The sequence below is a fragment of the Corynebacterium sp. HMSC076C10 genome (genome assembly GCF_001812455.1).
GTDB lineage: Bacteria > Actinomycetota > Actinomycetes > Mycobacteriales > Mycobacteriaceae > Corynebacterium > Corynebacterium jeikeium_D.
Genome location: NZ_KV809097.1, coordinates 26360 through 42356, shown reverse-complemented (window position 1 = coordinate 42356; position 15997 = coordinate 26360). Strand labels below are relative to the sequence as shown.

At 59.2% G+C, this 15997-nt stretch carries 15 protein-coding genes; 10 read left to right on the top strand and 5 right to left on the bottom strand.

The features are described 5' to 3' along the window. The first annotated feature begins 56 nt into the window (after positions 1-56). The 6 genes from HMPREF2857_RS02590 to HMPREF2857_RS02565 all read left to right on the top strand — a co-directional run bounded on the left by HMPREF2857_RS02590 (position 57) and on the right by HMPREF2857_RS02565 (position 7176). Positions 57-1793 carry a glycerol-3-phosphate dehydrogenase/oxidase gene (locus HMPREF2857_RS02590; protein ID WP_049190947.1) on the top strand — a complete coding sequence of 579 codons (1737 nt, stop codon included), beginning with the start codon at positions 57-59 and terminating at the stop codon, positions 1791-1793. A 246-nt stretch (positions 1794-2039) separates the two neighbouring features. After that, positions 2040-2789 (top strand): MIP/aquaporin family protein, encoded by a 750-nt coding sequence (locus tag HMPREF2857_RS02585; RefSeq protein WP_187401458.1) that lies wholly within the window; start codon positions 2040-2042, stop codon positions 2787-2789. Positions 2790-2872: 83 nt separating this feature from the next. Then, a complete protein-coding gene (gene glpK, locus HMPREF2857_RS02580) occupies positions 2873-4429 on the top strand; it encodes a glycerol kinase GlpK (protein ID WP_016421657.1) in 1557 nt (518 codons plus the stop codon). Positions 4430-4571: 142 nt separating this feature from the next. Beyond that, positions 4572-5744 carry an alpha/beta hydrolase gene (locus HMPREF2857_RS02575; protein WP_048732793.1) on the top strand — a complete coding sequence of 391 codons (1173 nt, stop codon included), beginning with the start codon at positions 4572-4574 and terminating at the stop codon, positions 5742-5744. A 257-nt stretch (positions 5745-6001) separates the two neighbouring features. After that, positions 6002-6337 (top strand): PadR family transcriptional regulator, encoded by a 336-nt coding sequence (locus HMPREF2857_RS02570; RefSeq protein WP_049190945.1) that lies wholly within the window; start codon positions 6002-6004, stop codon positions 6335-6337. Beyond that, positions 6334-7176: a DUF5808 domain-containing protein gene (locus HMPREF2857_RS02565; RefSeq protein WP_070642610.1), complete on the top strand. Its 843-nt coding sequence runs from the start codon at positions 6334-6336 to the stop codon at positions 7174-7176. The genes HMPREF2857_RS02570 and HMPREF2857_RS02565 overlap by 4 nt, the downstream gene beginning before the upstream one ends. Before the next feature lie 344 nt (positions 7177-7520). Here HMPREF2857_RS02565 and serS read toward each other — a convergent pair whose 3' ends face one another. Beyond that, entirely contained in the window at positions 7521-8792 is a 1272-nt protein-coding gene (gene serS, locus HMPREF2857_RS02560) for a serine--tRNA ligase (RefSeq protein WP_048731242.1), read from the bottom strand. A 47-nt stretch (positions 8793-8839) separates the two neighbouring features. Beyond that, on the bottom strand, positions 8840-9490 hold the full coding sequence (locus HMPREF2857_RS02555) for a LysE family translocator (RefSeq protein WP_016421665.1): 651 nt from the start codon (positions 9488-9490) through the stop codon (positions 8840-8842). A 194-nt stretch (positions 9491-9684) separates the two neighbouring features. Between HMPREF2857_RS02555 and HMPREF2857_RS02550 the strand changes: the two genes are divergently transcribed. From HMPREF2857_RS02550 to HMPREF2857_RS02540, 3 genes are all read left to right on the top strand, one after another. Beyond that, positions 9685-10938: a septum formation family protein gene (locus tag HMPREF2857_RS02550; protein ID WP_246819582.1), complete on the top strand. Its 1254-nt coding sequence runs from the start codon at positions 9685-9687 to the stop codon at positions 10936-10938. 31 nt (positions 10939-10969) lie between these two features. After that, positions 10970-11314, top strand: coding sequence for a metallopeptidase family protein (locus HMPREF2857_RS02545; RefSeq protein WP_016421667.1), 345 nt, complete (start codon positions 10970-10972; stop codon positions 11312-11314). Positions 11315-11388: 74 nt separating this feature from the next. Continuing rightward, positions 11389-11934: a DUF1707 SHOCT-like domain-containing protein gene (locus HMPREF2857_RS02540; protein ID WP_083296870.1), complete on the top strand. Its 546-nt coding sequence runs from the start codon at positions 11389-11391 to the stop codon at positions 11932-11934. 35 nt (positions 11935-11969) lie between these two features. On the opposite strand, the gene HMPREF2857_RS02535 is transcribed toward HMPREF2857_RS02540, so the two are convergent. Together HMPREF2857_RS02535 and pheA are read right to left on the bottom strand one after the other, a co-directional pair. Then, the gene (locus HMPREF2857_RS02535) at positions 11970-12761 is read right to left on the bottom strand and encodes a histidine phosphatase family protein (RefSeq protein WP_070642605.1); all 792 of its coding nucleotides are present in this window, start codon (positions 12759-12761) and stop codon (positions 11970-11972) included. Between the two features lie 3 nt (positions 12762-12764). Further along, positions 12765-13700, bottom strand: a complete 936-nt coding sequence (gene pheA / locus HMPREF2857_RS02530; protein WP_049190938.1) for a prephenate dehydratase — start codon at positions 13698-13700, stop codon at positions 12765-12767. Positions 13701-13733: 33 nt separating this feature from the next. On the opposite strand from pheA, the gene HMPREF2857_RS02525 reads away from it, so the two are divergent. Beyond that, complete coding sequence (locus HMPREF2857_RS02525) at positions 13734-15122, top strand: amidase (RefSeq protein WP_070642603.1); 1389 nt, start codon at positions 13734-13736, stop codon at positions 15120-15122. On the opposite strand, the gene HMPREF2857_RS02520 is transcribed toward HMPREF2857_RS02525, so the two are convergent. Further along, the gene (locus HMPREF2857_RS02520) at positions 15119-15928 is read right to left on the bottom strand and encodes a fructosamine kinase family protein (protein ID WP_070642600.1); all 810 of its coding nucleotides are present in this window, start codon (positions 15926-15928) and stop codon (positions 15119-15121) included. The genes HMPREF2857_RS02525 and HMPREF2857_RS02520 overlap by 4 nt on opposite strands. Between the last annotated feature and the right edge of the window lie 69 nt (positions 15929-15997).

The window sequence follows — 15997 nt, the reverse complement described above, 5'->3', positions numbered from 1 at the left end:
AGCCGAGAAATTCTCTTCGACGAAAAATCAACGCCCCCACCGGGAAGGATTGGAAAATGTCGTCCTCTTCATCTCTCGCCCCATCTGCAGTTCTAAATAAGGAACAGCATGAAAAGACCTGGGAGAAATTCGGTACCGAGCAATACGACGTCGTCATTATCGGCGGCGGTTCTGTAGGCGCTGGCGCTGCACTCGATGCCGCAACCCGTGGTTTGAAGACTGCGGTCATTGAAACTCGTGACTTCGCAGGCGGTACCTCCAGCCGCTCCTCCAAGATGTTCCACGGCGGTCTGCGCTACCTGCAGATGTTGGACTTCCGCCTGGTAGCTGAATCCCTGCGCGAGCGCGAACTGTCCATGTCGCACCTGGCACCGCACCTGGTTAAGCCACTGCGCTTCGTCTTCCCGCTGACCCACCGCGTGTGGGAGCGCCCGTTCATGGCATCGGGCTTCTTCCTTTACGACGTCATGGGTGGCGCCAAGCAGGTTCCAATGCAGAAGCACTACTCCCGCAAGGGAACCCTGAAGCAGGCTCCGGGCCTGAAGGAAGATGCCGTGGTCGGCGGCGTTCGCTACTACGACACTCTGGTTGACGATGCCCGTCACACCATGACTGTCCTGCGCACCGCTGCTCACTTCGGCGCTGATGTCCGCACCTCCACTCAGGTTGTCGACTTCGTGAAGGAAGGCGAGCGCATCGTCGGCGCGAAGCTCCTTGACACCGACACCGGCGCCACCACCACCATCCGCGGCAGCGTTTTCGTCAATGCCACCGGTATTTGGTCCGATGAGATTGAGAAGCTGGCTGGCGTCACGGGCAAGTTCCGCGTCCACACCTCCAAGGGTGTCCACATTGTTATTCCGAAGTCCGCTCTTGAGGGCTCGGTGGCAATGACCTTCGTGACCGAGAAATCCGTCCTGTTCGTGATCCCGTGGGGTGAATACTGGATTATCGGTACCACCGACACCGATTGGACCATGAACCTGGCCAACCCGGCAGCTACCCGCGCTGACATCGACTACATCCTCGATCACGTCAACGCCAAGGTTCGCCGTCCAATTACTTACGACGACATCGTCGGCGTCTACTCGGGTCTGCGTCCACTGGTGGAAGGCGACTCCGACTCCACCACCAACCTCTCCCGCAACCACGCTGTTGCCCACGTTGCCCCGGGCATGGTTTCCGTCGCAGGCGGTAAGTACACCACCTACCGCGTCATCGGCGCTGACACCATCGACGCTGCAGTCCAGGACGTCCCCCGCAAGGTACCGGAGTCCGTCACTGCAGATGTCCCGCTGCTCGGCGCTGACGGCTACCACGCACTGAACAACCAGAAGCCAGCACTGGCCAAGCAGTTCGGTATCACCGAGAAGCAGGTCGAGCACCTGCTCAACCGTTACGGCTCCCTCATCTACGAAGTGCTGGCTCCTGCAGCCGAGGATAAGTCTCTGCTCGAGCCGCTAGAGGCTGCCGAACAGTACATGCGCGCTGAGGTTCTCTACGCAGTGACTCACGAAGGCGCAATGCACCTCGACGACATCCTGGAGCGCCGCCTGCGTGTCTCCATGGAGTACGCACACCGCGGTGTCGACAGCGCCCGGGCCACCGCTGAACTGGTTGCCCCAGCTCTGGGTTGGGACAAGGACACGATGGAGAAGGAGATCAAGGTCTTCATCGAGCGTGTCGAAGCAACCCTGGCAGCTGAACGTGAGCTGACTGACAAGGCCGCTAACGAGATTGCTGCTCATGCAGTGGAAACTCGCGCGGATGTCGACGTCAGCCTCGACCGCTAGTTCGCCCCTCCCCTCCGCCGGTGGCCGTACGAGTTAGTGCTCAAATGGCCACCAACGCTGTAGCCACAACGAAATAGGTTTCCCTCTTGGGAAAACGGCTTCGCACTTCAAGGGACTGATGGGGTCGAAATAAAAGTGCCGGCGAAAAATCCGTTCTCGCCGGCATTTCTTATACCCAAAGAATTTACGTTGCAAGATTCATCGTGACCTCGCCCGGTCACGACTCACAGAGAGTTTCTACATCTCATGGAGACAATCACAGGATCCCAGGCATTCCTCTGGGAGTTTTTCGGAACCGCCATTCTAATCCTCCTCGGTAACGGAGTCTGTGCTTCTATCAACCTCCGGACAACCCGCGCTGCAAATGCAGGCTGGTTGGGCATTGCCTTCGGCTGGGGTATGGCTGTTTTCGCTGGTGCATCTATTGCCGACGTATCCGGTGGGCACTTGAACCCTGCGGTAACCGTTGCCCTGGCCATCAAGGGCAGCCTGGGATGGGACCTGGTTCCGTACTATGTTGCAGGTCAGCTGTTGGGCGCATTCGTAGGTGCAATCCTGGCTTGGGCCGCTTTTAAGCAGCTGTTCGACGCCAATGGTGTCGACGAAAACGGCAACCCAACCAATGCGAATGCCGAAACTGGCGGCAACTTCTTCACCGCGCCGGTTCACCCAAATAACTTTTGGAATGCCGTCACCGAGTTCATCGCGACGTTCGTTCTGCTCGCATTCATCCTGTTCGGCCCAGCCGGCGGCGAGCTTGGTCCGCTGACCTACTTCGGTGTCTCGTTCATCATTGTGTCGATTGGACTTTCCCTTGGTTCCCCGACCGGATACGCCATCAACCCTGTCCGTGACCTCGGCCCCCGTTTGGCCTACGCTTTCGTGCTCCCGATTAAGGGCAAGGGCGATGCGAACTGGGCATACGCATGGGTTCCGATTGTCGCACCGATGCTGGCAGCCGTGGCTGCAGGCGCTCTTGCCTTTGCCATCGGATAACGGGAATATGAGAGTTATCGCACAATAAAATATCGCAAGCCTGAACACTCACATTCACACACAATTTCTCTAGGAGTATCCCCATGATGCACAGCAAATACGTCCTCGCCATTGACCAGGGAACTACTTCCACCCGCTGCATCATCTTCAACCATGACGCAGAGATCGTCACTGTTGCGCAGATGGAACACAAGCAGATTTTCCCGGAAGAGGGCTGGGTCGAGCACGACGCCCAGGAGATTTGGGCCAACACCCGTCGAGTAGTCAGCGAAGCTCTCGCCGATGTCGACCTGCCTTCTGAGGATGTTGAAGCAATTGGCATCACCAACCAGCGTGAAACCACTGTCGTCTGGGACAAGAACACTGGTGAACCGGTTTACAACGCCATCGTCTGGCAGGACACCCGCACGAATGAGATCTGCAAGGAACTCATGGGGGATGAAGGCGCTGACCGCTGGCGTGAGACCACGGGCCTACGTATCAACTCCTACCCAGCCGGCCCGAAGGTGCGCTGGATTCTCGACAACGTCGAGGGAGCTCGCGAAAAGGCTGAGGCTGGCGATCTACTCTTCGGCACCATCGATACTTGGCTGCTGTGGAATCTCACCGGTGGCGCAGAGGGCGACAACGGCGAAGATGCAGTTCACGCAACCGACGTCACCAACGCCTCCCGTACTCTCCTGATGGACCTCAAGACCCTCGAGTGGGATGAGGACATTTGCCGTGAAATTGGCATTCCGATGTCGATGCTGCCTGACATCCGACCGTCGGTAGGCGACTTCGGCCATATCCGTGCCCGTGGCTCTCTTGCAGGGCGACCGGTTACTGGCATCCTCGGCGACCAGCAGGCCGCCATGTTCGGCCAGGGCTGCTTCGGCGAGGGTGACACCAAGAACACCTACGGCACTGGGCTGTTCATGCTAATGAATACTGGCGAGAAGCCGAAGTGGTCTGACCACGGACTCATCTCCACCGTCTGCTACCAGGTCGAGGGAGAGAAGCCGGTCTACGCTCTCGAGGGCTCCGTCTCCATGGGCGGTGCACTTGTTCAGTGGCTGCGTGACGAGCTGCAGATGATTCCGAATGCGGCATCCATTGAGAACAAGGCAAAGAGCGTCAAGGATAACGGCGGCGTGTACATCGTGCCGGCCTTCTCCGGTCTTTTTGCACCTCGTTGGCAGCCGGACGCTCGTGGCGTCATCGTCGGTTTGACCCGTTTCGTCAACCGACACCACATTGCCCGTGCTGTGCTGGAGGCTGCTGCGTACCAGACCCGCGAGGTCCTCGACGCCATGGTCGCAGAATCCGACACGGACATCACAACGCTGAGCGTTGATGGTGGCATGACCATGAACGAGTTCCTCATGCAGTTCCAGTCCGACATCCTGAATGTCGCTGTCACACGCCCGAACAACATTGAAACCACGGCTCTTGGTGCGGCATACGCTGCGGGCCTTGGCATTGGCTTCTGGTCGAACCTGGATGAGGTCAAGGCTCACATCACGATTGACAAGAAGTGGCATCCGAAGATGGAGGCCGAAGAGCGCGATCGCCTGTTCCACCAGTGGAACCGTGCCGTTGAACGCACCTACGGTTGGATCGAGGATACGGATGCTGAGGAGGCACCGAAGCCTGAATAAGTCCTCGTAAGAGCCGAAAAATAGCCCGGAAAACCTATTCGGTTTTCCGGGCTATTTTTATTATAAATTCAGGGCTTGTTTGTTATAATAAAATTATTATAACTATCATCCACTCCTCGATTGAAAACAGAAACGAGCAATCATGCGTCGCGCATCAATTTTCACTGCGAGTGTGACCACCGCCCTGACTTTGGCCCTGGCCACCCCGGCAGCATCAGCAGCCCCAACGGACTTCATCAAGAACCCGCTGGAACCAACTCCCGACCCGCAGTCCACTGCAATGGTCGAGCTGCCCACCACCCCGGCACCAACCACTACGGTTGACGGACGCCACGTTACGGTCACCGACGGCTACATGACCTCACAGGATGGCAAGGGCACCCAGATTTACTGGAAGTCCAACACCATCCCGAATGCCAAAGCCACTGTCGTCGTCGTGCATGGCGCTGCAGAACACCTGGGTCGCTACGAGTGGGTAACCGGCAAGCTGCTGAACGCCGGCTACAACGTTTACCGCATTGACCACCGTGGGCACGGCCACTCGGGCCAGGTCGAAGGAACCCCAGTTGCCCGTGGCCATATTGATGATTTCCACTCGCTTGTCGATGACCTGCACATGCTCGTCGAAAAGGCCAAGGCGGAGAACCCGAGCACGAAGACCTTCCTGCTCGGCCACTCCATGGGCGGCCTTGCCGTGGACTTCCACGGCATCAAGTACCCGGGCAGTGTCGATGGCATTGTCGCCAACGGTGGTGGCGCTCTTTTCAACCCCTACGGTGGCACGGACGAGGGCGAAACCATCACCCCAGAGGCCATGACCGATGTCCAGCGCGAGGCGCAGCCGACGATTTACCAGCGCCTGCCATTCCAGGACATGACCACATTCAACACTCGCATGCTCAAGGAAGTGCCGAACCGCACCGAGATGCGCGTGCCATCACTACCCGGCAGCGACTTGATTCAGCTTGGCAACCCGCTGGGTTCGAAGACCTCTTCTTCGCAGGCAGTGCGTGATGAGTACGAAACTGATCCGTACAACAACTCCAAGCTCTCGCTCGGCATGGCTCAGCAGATGGCTTTTGCCGCCACCTACAACGGCACCAACTCCGTCGACTTTGTTGAGCCGACCCTGGTCATGATGGGTGGCCAGGATGAGATTGTGCCGCCGTTCTTCTCGCGCGACTGGTACAACGGCATCTCGTCCACCGACAAGCAGCTGATCGAGTTCGAAGGCCAGTTCCACGAGACCTTCAACGAGCCGGCACAGCACGAGGCCATTGCGACGGCTATTGCCTGGCTTGATGCGCGCATCTAAATGAACGCCAAATAGGAACCGAACCGCTTCCTAGCAGTTACGAGTTCTCCATAGAGCTAACCCGGTGGAATGAGGGGCGATTGTCTTCTGACAATTGCCCCTCATTTTCTTTGCCCTGCCCTCTCCGCGCCGTATAAAGCATGCAGTACTTGGCAATACAAACTACTGTGCGTATAGTTGGTATTACAAGGTACTAGGTATGAAAAGTATTCTGCCTGGCAGATTCCTCCATGCCGCCGGAAAGAAAGCACCACGCAATGCCCAAACGTCCACAGACACAACTGAAGAAAGGGGTACTTGAGCTCGCCATTCTCAAGCTGATTTCTCGCGAAGAGCTCTATGGCGCGGCACTCGTCGCAAAGCTCAACGCCTACCCCCACCTCAGCGCGCCCGCGGGAACCGTCTACCCCCTACTCTCGCGGCTGACCACCAACGGCCTGATCAGCAATCGCTGGGAGGAATCCCCCAAGGGACCGCCTCGCAAGTACTACTCACTGACAGCCAAAGGAAAACAAACACTCACGCAACTACATCAGGACTTCATCGATCTATCCGCCGACATGACCGCACTATTTTCCGAGGAGCCCCAATGAACACCTACCTCACTGCCATTGACCACAAACTGCGCGAAATCGGCATATCGCACGCACAACGCAAGGCGATCATCGCCGAGCAGGAGAGTCTTCTGCAAGAGCTTAACGACGTCCACGCGGACCTGGCCGAAGAGCTGGGAACGGCAACCGACTACGCGAATTGCGTAGCCGAACAAGTTGGTGAACCAAGCACCTTGCGCAGGTACCTCTCCAACCCGCTTCGAGTATTTACCAAAAGCGGTCGCGTTTCCCTGTGGAACATGGATGACCCGCGGATCCTCCAGCCTCACCTGTTGGGTTTTGGCTGGTCTATCAATTGGGCTGCAGTAGCGACCAAGCTGGGGATTGTCCGACCGGACGATATTGACGGTGAGGTTATCTCTGAAATTCCAGCTCGCGCACTGCAGGCGACCGCTTTTCTCCCCGCGGCCGTGACGGTTGCGCACGGAGTCGCGCTGGCTATGTCCTGGAAGCAGTTGCCTGCAGAAGTCCACACGAAATGGAAGCTAAACGGCAAGGCAGTTCAGAAGACAGCACCGAAGGAAACTCTGCTTCTTCCCTTCGTGGTTTCTACGGTCGGAGCTGGATTCTCAGCTGCTTCGCTGCTCAAGACAGATGACCGCGAAGATACTCTGCGCGTTGCGTCTCTAGGCGCGCTCGCAAGCACAATTGCGCCATCTCAGCTGATCGGCGTCCTCTCGGAAGAAAACTCCAAGACCAATCCGGCATTAGTCCAAGCTGGTGTTGCCGTGGCATCGGTCGCGGCTTCGGCCGCATGCCTTGCCCTACCTCTCTTCGCCGGGCTGAAGGCTACGTGGAAGAAAGCTGGGGTGGCTTAAATCACGGTGCAGGAGACATCAGCAGGTGAAAGACTCATCAGAAAGATTGTTGTAATCCGAATGTTGTAAACAACCTCTACCACCTCGAGTGAGGCTATCCCCCTGGTTCAGGTGTGTTTTCGGTTGTGTTTTCGGTTGTGTTTCTACACTCAACCTTCCTGGTGTTTTTACCTTCTCAATCCCCCAATTAATTTTTTAGAGCAATTACACGACTCACGCCCGAAAAAGCCACTTCACGACACCTATGTCACCTCGTGCCAGCTGTGGAGGTGGCATGAGGTGACATAGGTGTCGTGAAGTCGCGGATGAACTGGGGTGGGGCCACACCTGCTTAACCGGCTCGCTTAACCGGCTCGCTTAACCGGCTCGAGAACTTCCTTGCCCATCATGAACGGACGCAGCGCCTCCGGAATCACCACAGAACCATCGGCCTGCTGGTGGTTTTCCAGAATGGCGACCAGCCAACGCGTCGTGGCCAGCGTGCCATTTAGGGTGGCGCAGTACTGAGACTTGCCATCGGCATCGCGGTAGCGGGTCTTCAAACGACGAGCCTGGAAAGTCGTGCAGTTCGAAGTCGAGGTCAACTCGCGGTAGGTGTTCTGCGTCGGCACCCATGCCTCGGTATCGAACTTGCGGGCAGCCGATGCACCCAGGTCACCACCAGCAACATCGATGATGCGGTACGGAACATCGACCGCGGCCAGCATCTCGCGCTCCATGTTCAGCAGCTTCTGGTGCTCTGCCTCCGCCTGCTCCGGCGGACAGTAGGAGAACATCTCCAGCTTGTCGAACTGGTGTACGCGCAGGATACCGCGGGTGTCCTTGCCGTAAGAGCCCGCTTCACGACGGAAACAGGAAGACCAACCAGCGTAGCGACGCGGCCCCTCCGACAGGTCAATAATCTCGTTGGAGTGGTAGCCGGCCAGCGCGACTTCCGAGGTACCGACCAGGTAGAGGTCATCTTCCTGCAGGTAGTAGATCTCATCGGAGTGCGCACCGAGGAAGCCAGTACCCGACATGGTCTCCGGACGAACCAGCACCGGCGGCACCATCAGCTGGAAGCCATTCTGAGTTGCCTTCTGAGCAGCCAGGTTCATCATGGCCAACTGCAGCATGGCACCGTAACCGGTCAGGAAGTAGAAGCGGGAACCGGAGACCTTGACGCCACGCTCCATATCAATAAGACCCAGCGACTCACCGAGGTCCAGGTGATCTTTGGGCTCAAAGTCGAACTGTGGAATCTCACCGATTTCCTCCAGCACGACAAAGTCATCTTCGCCGCCGGCGGGCGCACCCGTAACGATGTTGCCAATCAGGTACTGCAGGCGCTCGACCTCAGCCTCGGCTTCCTTCTGCTCCGCTTCGGCTGCCTTCACGGCGTCGGAAAGCTCCTTGGCCTTCTCCAGCATGGCCGGGCGCTCTTCCTTCGACGCCTGACCAATCTTCTTGCCGAAGCCCTTCTGCTCTGAACGCAGCGCGTCGGTGGAGGCAATAACCTCACGGCGCTTAGCGTCAGCTTCCAGCAGCTGATCGACCAATGCCGGGTCCTCACCACGGGTGCGCTGGGACTCGCGGGCTACTTCAGGGTTTTCGCGGAGAAATTTGAGATCAATCACGTCCCCTAGAGTACCTGGTTTACGTCGGCAAGCAGGCACAAGGCTTGCTAGAGTGCCGCTTCCGCTCCTGAGGCGACCAGCAGCGCGCCGAGGACGAGGAAGATCACGCCGGCGACAGTGTCAATCCACGGCCCTGCCAGCACCATTCGCTTGACGACGGCATCCGTCGACACCACGATTGCGATAAATAGGAAGAAAGCGATTTGGGAGACGATTAGCACCAACGTACAAAGCACAAGCGTCCCCACGGATGCGCCTGCGGGAATGAACTGTGAAAGCACTGCCGCGAGGAAGAGAACAATCTTCGGGTTCGACATGTTTGTGAAAAAACCCTGGCGGAACGTCGCCTTCGGTGACCGGAGCGCCTCACTTCCCAAGGCTGGTGCGGCACCGGCGCGCAGTTCGCGGAGGGTATTGATGCCTGCCTTGGCCATACTGATACCCATGTAAATGAGATAACAGCCACCAACGAGCTGGATTACGCCCATCAGCAAAGGATTGGCGGTGATGACAGCTGCGAACCCAAAAACTGTGAGGGTCATCCAGATAGTGGCGCCAGTACTGATACCCGCAACCGCTGCGATCGCGTGCTTTCGGGATTTGGTGGCAAGGCGCAGGATTAAGAAGACGTCAGGCCCTGGTGAGGCCATACCAATAATGTGGACGCCCAGCAGGCTGAGTAGTGCAGTCCAGGTCAAGACTCGTGTCCTCGGGTAGCGAACGAATACCGGACTATTGTAGTGCTTAAAGCTCTTGAGCAAATTTGGACCGCAAACTCGGGCAGAGCGTCGATGACTGAGCTCCCTGCAACGGCATCAACGCTCATGGCAGCGTTGTCGCTTTTAGCGTTACCTTGTCCACAGGCTCATTGGCGGTGCACAATGGGGTCACTATGGCTGATGACAATATGAACCAGGATCGCGAGCACGCTGCCGCCACAGACACTGACTCCGGTGCAGGTACTGGCGCAGATGCCAGCGCTGGTGCATCCTCCGCAGCCAGCAACGATGCCAACGCTTCCCGTAACTCGCGTGGAAGCTGGGGAATGCGCGCTTTGTCGACGGCAATGCTGGTCGGCGCCGCGGGAATGGCATTCGCGCTGCAAGCGGGAGTCATCGAGCCACCGAGTGGGCCACTTGGGGGCAAGGGCTCGTCGGCAAGCGCGTCATCGTCGACAACGACGACCATCGTTGACAAGGAGACGACGGCGTTCACCAGCGCAACCGCGGGCAACTGTCTGGACTGGAATCTGGCAGAAGATTTGAATGTTTCTGACTTCCGCGTCGTGCCCTGTGAGCAGCCACACGCTTATGAGGTCGCCAAGAAACTGAACCTCGCCGACTACGAGGAACATCCGGGGCAATACGCAAAAACTGCCAACTACCCGACAGCGGACAATTTGGTGGCTCTGCAAAATGGCGTGTGTCGCAACACCGTGACTGAATACCTGGGCGGCCAGTACGATCCGGACGGTCGATTTATCACGGCGCCAATCATTCCTTCGCCTAGCCAGTGGGAAAAGGGTGATCGAACCTTCCTGTGCGGTATCCAGGTCGTCGATGAAGACGGCAACACGGCGCACATGTCCGGTCCTGCGGCCGGGCAGGACCAGTCCCGCGTGTTCGAGGGCGGCCGCTGCGTGACGTTGGACGAAAGCGGCGCCATCCGCCAGGTGCCTTGCGTGGAAGATCACCTGATGGAGTCGACGGGAATTGTCAATCTCCGCGACCATTTCGGTGACAACGTCCCCACTGACCAGGAGCAGAATGATGTGCTCGCGGAACAGTGTGTGACTCTCGCGCAGAATTACCTCGGCGGTGACGACCCGCTGTATAACTCAACGCTGTTGCCATTTTGGACGTCCCTGTCGCAGGAGTCGCTCAATGCTGGCTCGCGCAGTGTGAACTGCTGGTTGATTAAAGACAATGGCCAGGGCGGGTTCTCCACTCTCAATGGCCACGCTAACGAGTCCTTCACTATCGACGGCCAGCCGCCCGTGGCTCCGCCGCCGCGCAATCCGCTGCGGGAGGAGCAGGGTGACGCTGGCGCTGGCGCTGGCACAGGTGACGTCGGTGCGGTCGGTGCCGACGGTACTGGTGCTGAAGCAGGCACTGTGGATAACGCAGTCGCTCCCGCAGGACAGTAGAACAACAGGACATTGCGAGGCAGCACCATAAATGGTTGACGTTAGCCCGGAGCGGTTCGATGCGCTTGTCGATGAGGCCATCGACCGCATCCCCACGCAGTTTCTCGACCAGCTCGATCAGGTCATCATCCAGGTCCACCCGTATAACCTCGACGAGCCCACACTGCTGGGACTCTACGAGGGCATTCCTCTGACCGAGCGTTCTAACAACCACTGGGGTCCGCCTGACCAAATCAGCCTGTACCGCGACATGCTCTGCCGTATCAGTCACACCGAAGAGGAGCTGGTGGAGCAGATTCGGGTCACTCTCCTGCATGAAATCGGGCATTATTTCGGCCTCGAGGAGGAGGATCTGGACCGACTCGGCTACGGATAAGTTCGGCTCTCCTGCACGGCCTCGCCCCTCTCGACTTCTTCACGGCAGCTTTCTTCCCTGTAGCCTTGGCAACTATGAGCGACAACTCGAGCGAGAAGCCAGAAATCAGGGTCGGCGATAGGGAGCGCAACGCTGCCATGGAGCGTCTCGGCAATCATTTCGCTGACGGCTACTTGGATGTCGATGAATTCTCCAAGCGCGCCGAAGCTGCCGCAGTCGCTAAAACCCGCTCCCAACTACAAACACTCTTCGCAGACCTGCCCGCTGAGACTTCTCCCGAGAGTTCACAGGGCACCCCGGCTAAACCGCAGCACCAAAGTGTCGATCAAGAGCTGCAGACTCTGATGAAAAAGGGCCGCCAGCTCAACATTGTTGACTCTGCTGCAGGCATCATCGTCGCTGTCTCTATCGTTCTGATGATTTTCACCGATATCGACAACGCGTGGTTCGGCTTCGTCGCCGCTGCGGCTGTTGCCCTCATCGGGCGCGCCGCACTGAACATCAATGATGACGAAGAAAAACTCCTCAACGAAATCAACGAAGAGGAATCCAAGCGTCGCACGGAACGCCTACGCCTGGCAGCTCAGAAGCGCCGCGAGATTCAGGAAGGCCAGCAATAACGGCCAGCGGTGACAGTCGCCGCCCAGCTGCCTGTCTAAGGCAACTCGCTGTCGCCCCAGCGGCGCACATCCCACGTGCCCGGCTCAATGCCGGCACGCTTGCCGACGTCCACAGCGCTCGGAACCAGCTCGATTCGCTCAGTATTGGCAATGCGGTGCCGCAGTGCGTATTCCGGATTCACCCCGGTCAGATACTGCCCAATCAGACGAATAGCCGCGCCATGGCTGACAATGACGACATCCTTGTTGCCGCCCTCCTTCGACTCCTTGGATTCACCACCTGTCGCTCCTGCCTGCTCCAGCAGCTGCTGTATCGTCGGCAGGTAGCGATTCAGCACGTCAGCACCGGATTCACCGCCGGGAAGGCGGTACTCCAGCTCCCCATTGAGCCACTGGTAGAAGGCGCGCATGTACTCCATGTGCGCATCGCGATCATTGCGCCCCTCCAGGTCACCGGCCTGAATCTCGTGGAGGCCACCCTCATGGCGGATGCGAACAGATGTCTCTCCCAGGTGGTGCAAACTCGCGACCGCGCCTGCGCCAGTCTGGCGGGCACGCAGGGCATGGGATGTGACGATGTCACCGATTCTGTGCACGTCGGGAAGCAAAAGACGTCCCAGACTGCGCGCCTGCCTCACACCGAGGTCGGTGAGCGGTGCGCCCGGCAATGCGGTATCCAGACGGCGGTTGATGTTGCCGGTGGTCTGCCCGTGGCGGATGAAAATGATGCGCTGGGAATCAACCGGCATGACAGATTCAGGGCGGTCTGGGCGGTCATCGAGGAAAGGCAGCTGTCCAACTGGATTTTCGGGCGCGGCGGGTGTCATGTTTTACCTTCGTCCTTCCTTAAGCGCGTCGACCCACTCAATTGACTGGGAAATATCCGGTGGCGGGGTCATAATGCTGCGCCGACCGCCCTCAGCGACTGGCCAAGACCCCAGATAGCGCAAATCTTCGGCGTATTCGTGCAGTGCCGCGAGAGCCGCGGCAACCTGTGCATCATCAACGTGGCCGTTGCAGTCGATGTAGAAGCGGTAGAGGCCGAAAAGCTCGCGTGTCGGCCGTGACTCGATGCGGGTGAGGTTGACCTGTCGCACTGCGAACTCATTCATGGCGCGCATCAATGTGCCGGGCTGGTTCGGCAGCGTGAAGGAGACCGAGGTGCGGTCGGCGCCGGTGCGCGGCGTCGGCACGCCGGGGCGCCCCACCAGCAGGAAACGGGTGCGGGCACCGCGCACGTCGGCGACCTCAGTAGCCAGCGCCTCCAACCCGAGCAGTTCACCCGCGCGGGCCGGGGCAGCGCAAGCGTCGCGGGTGCCCTCGGCGACCTGGTGGGCCGCCGCCGCATTGGAGCTGGCCTGGTGAACTTCCACGCCCGGAAGGTTGGCGTCCACCCACTGTTTGACCTGCGGATACGCTACGGGATGTGTCGTAAAAGTACGCACCTGTTCCACCGTCGTACCGGGACGGACCAGGATAGAGAACACCACCCCGACCTCGGTTTCGCGGAAAACCTGCAGCTCTGGCCCAGCGGCGAGGGCATCAAAAGTTGGTGTAACGGGACCGTCCACGCTGCTCTCGATAGCCACGCAGGCAAAGTCCGCTTCCCCTCGGCGCACGGCTCCAAGCGCAGCCGCGGGGCTATCCACCGGCACCGCATTGACCGCGGATTCCCCTGCCGGATCAATCTCGCCAGCACGCGCCATGTCCCACAGCGCCTGCTCGGTGAATGTGCCCGCAGGACCCAAATAAGTAACCGTCGTCATAAGCTCAGATTAGAGGGCTTCTACACTTATTGCATGACCTCTTCTTCCGAGATGCCCGCCCGCGCCCTCACTGAAGCCGTGCGCAGTGGCGCAATCTCGGTATCGGAAATCGTTTCGGAATTCGCCACGCTTGCCGACGACGCCGCGACCAATCCCGCCCGTTTCGGTATTGCCACGTCCTTGGCCGAGCACGCTGTCGATCGCGCGCGCAGCCTCACTGCCGGATCCGAACCCGCCCGGCGCGCTAGCCACGGACTCCCGCGTGACCTCCTAGGTCTGCCAGTGGCAATCAAGGACCTATTCACCATCGCTGGGGTCGAATGCACGATGGGCTCGACCAACTTGGCTTTCACCGCCACCGAAACCTCTGAACCCGTGGCGAAACTGCTGGCTCGTGGCGCGGTCCTCACGGCGACGACGCACACCTCCGAGGTCGGGATGACGGCCTACACCGAGCCGATTGGTTACACGGCCCCGGAAAACCCCTACTTCGCCACGCCCAATCAGCTGTCCAATCAGCCGGATACCACGCCACGCACTCCCGGCGGTTCCTCGGGCGGCAGCGCGGTTGCTGTCGCAACTGGTGTCGTTCCCGCAGCTCTGGGCTCTGACGGCGGCGGTTCTATCCGTGTGCCCGCCGCCTGCTGTGGCCTCGTTGGGTTGAAGCCAGCACACGATATTGCGGGTGGAAATCTCTCCACGCCCGCCTTCCTCACTCGCACAGTTGATGACGCAGCACTGCTGGCCGGGGTGCCACTTTCCGCAACCCCGCATGCTTTCCGACGGCCCCAGCGTCCCCTTCGCATCGGTGTCACTGTCAGCCCTTTTCATGCTGAGGTGGACGTCGATAAGCGCTGGGCAAACGGTGCGTGGGCGGCGGCTGACCGTCTTGCCGACGCCGGGTACGACGTGGTGGAAGTGCCCAGCCCCTACGATCCGGCAGGTCCGGACGTGTTCGAGATTTTTCGACGGACCATCACGCGAATGGCCACGAAATTGCCGCGCGCGGACTACTCCGAGATTGTGCAGTGGATTCGAGCCTGTGGCCAGGAGATTTCCACAGCAGAGGCGGCGGCGACACATCAGCAGCGGATGGCTCTGCCCGGCGCGATTCGGTCGCGTTGGGAAGTCGATGCGGTGATTACGCCAACGCTGGCGTTTGATCCTCCGCGTATTGGGCATTTCTCTGCGTTGGCGCCGTGGGAGGACTTTGACGAGCAAACCCGGTGGACACCGTGGTTGTCGCTGTGGAATCTGACTGGGTGGGCAAGCGTGTCCGTGCCCATTGCTGTGCCGGACACTAGCGGCAGCACGCCCAATGCGAAGCTCCCCGCCACCAGCGTCAACATCGGTGCGGTGCGCTGCGGCGAGGCAGAGCTACTGGAGATGGCTAGCGTGCTGGAGGCTGCTAACGCCAACTAGCGCACGTACTTCGCCGCCATTGCCGCCGCCTGTCCGGCGTATCCGCCACCAAATAGCACCGCGTGCATGAGCACGGCGTAGAGCTGATGGAGTTCGCAGCTCTCGGCGAAATCCGGCAGCGGATGTACGGATTCGTAGCCACGCAAGATCTCGTCGAAATGCGTTGCCCCGAATAGCGCCAGCAGTGCCAGATCTTCCTCGCGGGCTCCGCCGTGCGCCGCGGGGTCAATCAAGATCGCGCCGTCTGCATCCCACATGAGGTTTCCCCACCACAGGTCACCGTGGACACGCGCAGCATCTGGCTCGTTGTCGAAATCTCCAGCCAAGAGTCGCTCAATGAGCTGTTCAAAGATATCTAGCTGACGGTTATTGTAGGAGCTTTCCAACTTTCCCAGCGCGGGCAGTAGACGTCCTCTCGCCCAGTATTCACCGAAGCTCTCCCGTGGAGTCAGGTCCATCTGCAGGGGCTGATCCAGTGGACCGAAGTAGCCGTGCCCCTCCCATCCATCGGGGCCGGCACCCCAGCCAGCGGCGCCCAGATTGTGGGTAATGGCCAACGATTTTCCGAAATCGTACGCCGCCTGTGGAGTCGGCACCGTCGACTCAATTCGACGCAATTTCAGCGCATGCCCGCTCACGCCCAGCACCTCCACTACGCGCGCACCGCCGTCAGCTTCACCCTCGCGCAGCCAACCCAGCCCCGCCGCCTCACAGGCGAAGAAGTCCCGCGGGACACCATGTCGGCTCTTGACATAAACATCCGACTCGTTGACTGCACGTTCGTTGTTCTGATTCATTGCGGACATATTTCCAGCATATTCTTCTTCGTTCCCAACCCCTTTCAGCACGTCGCATGCAGGGTAACGCCAGCGCTA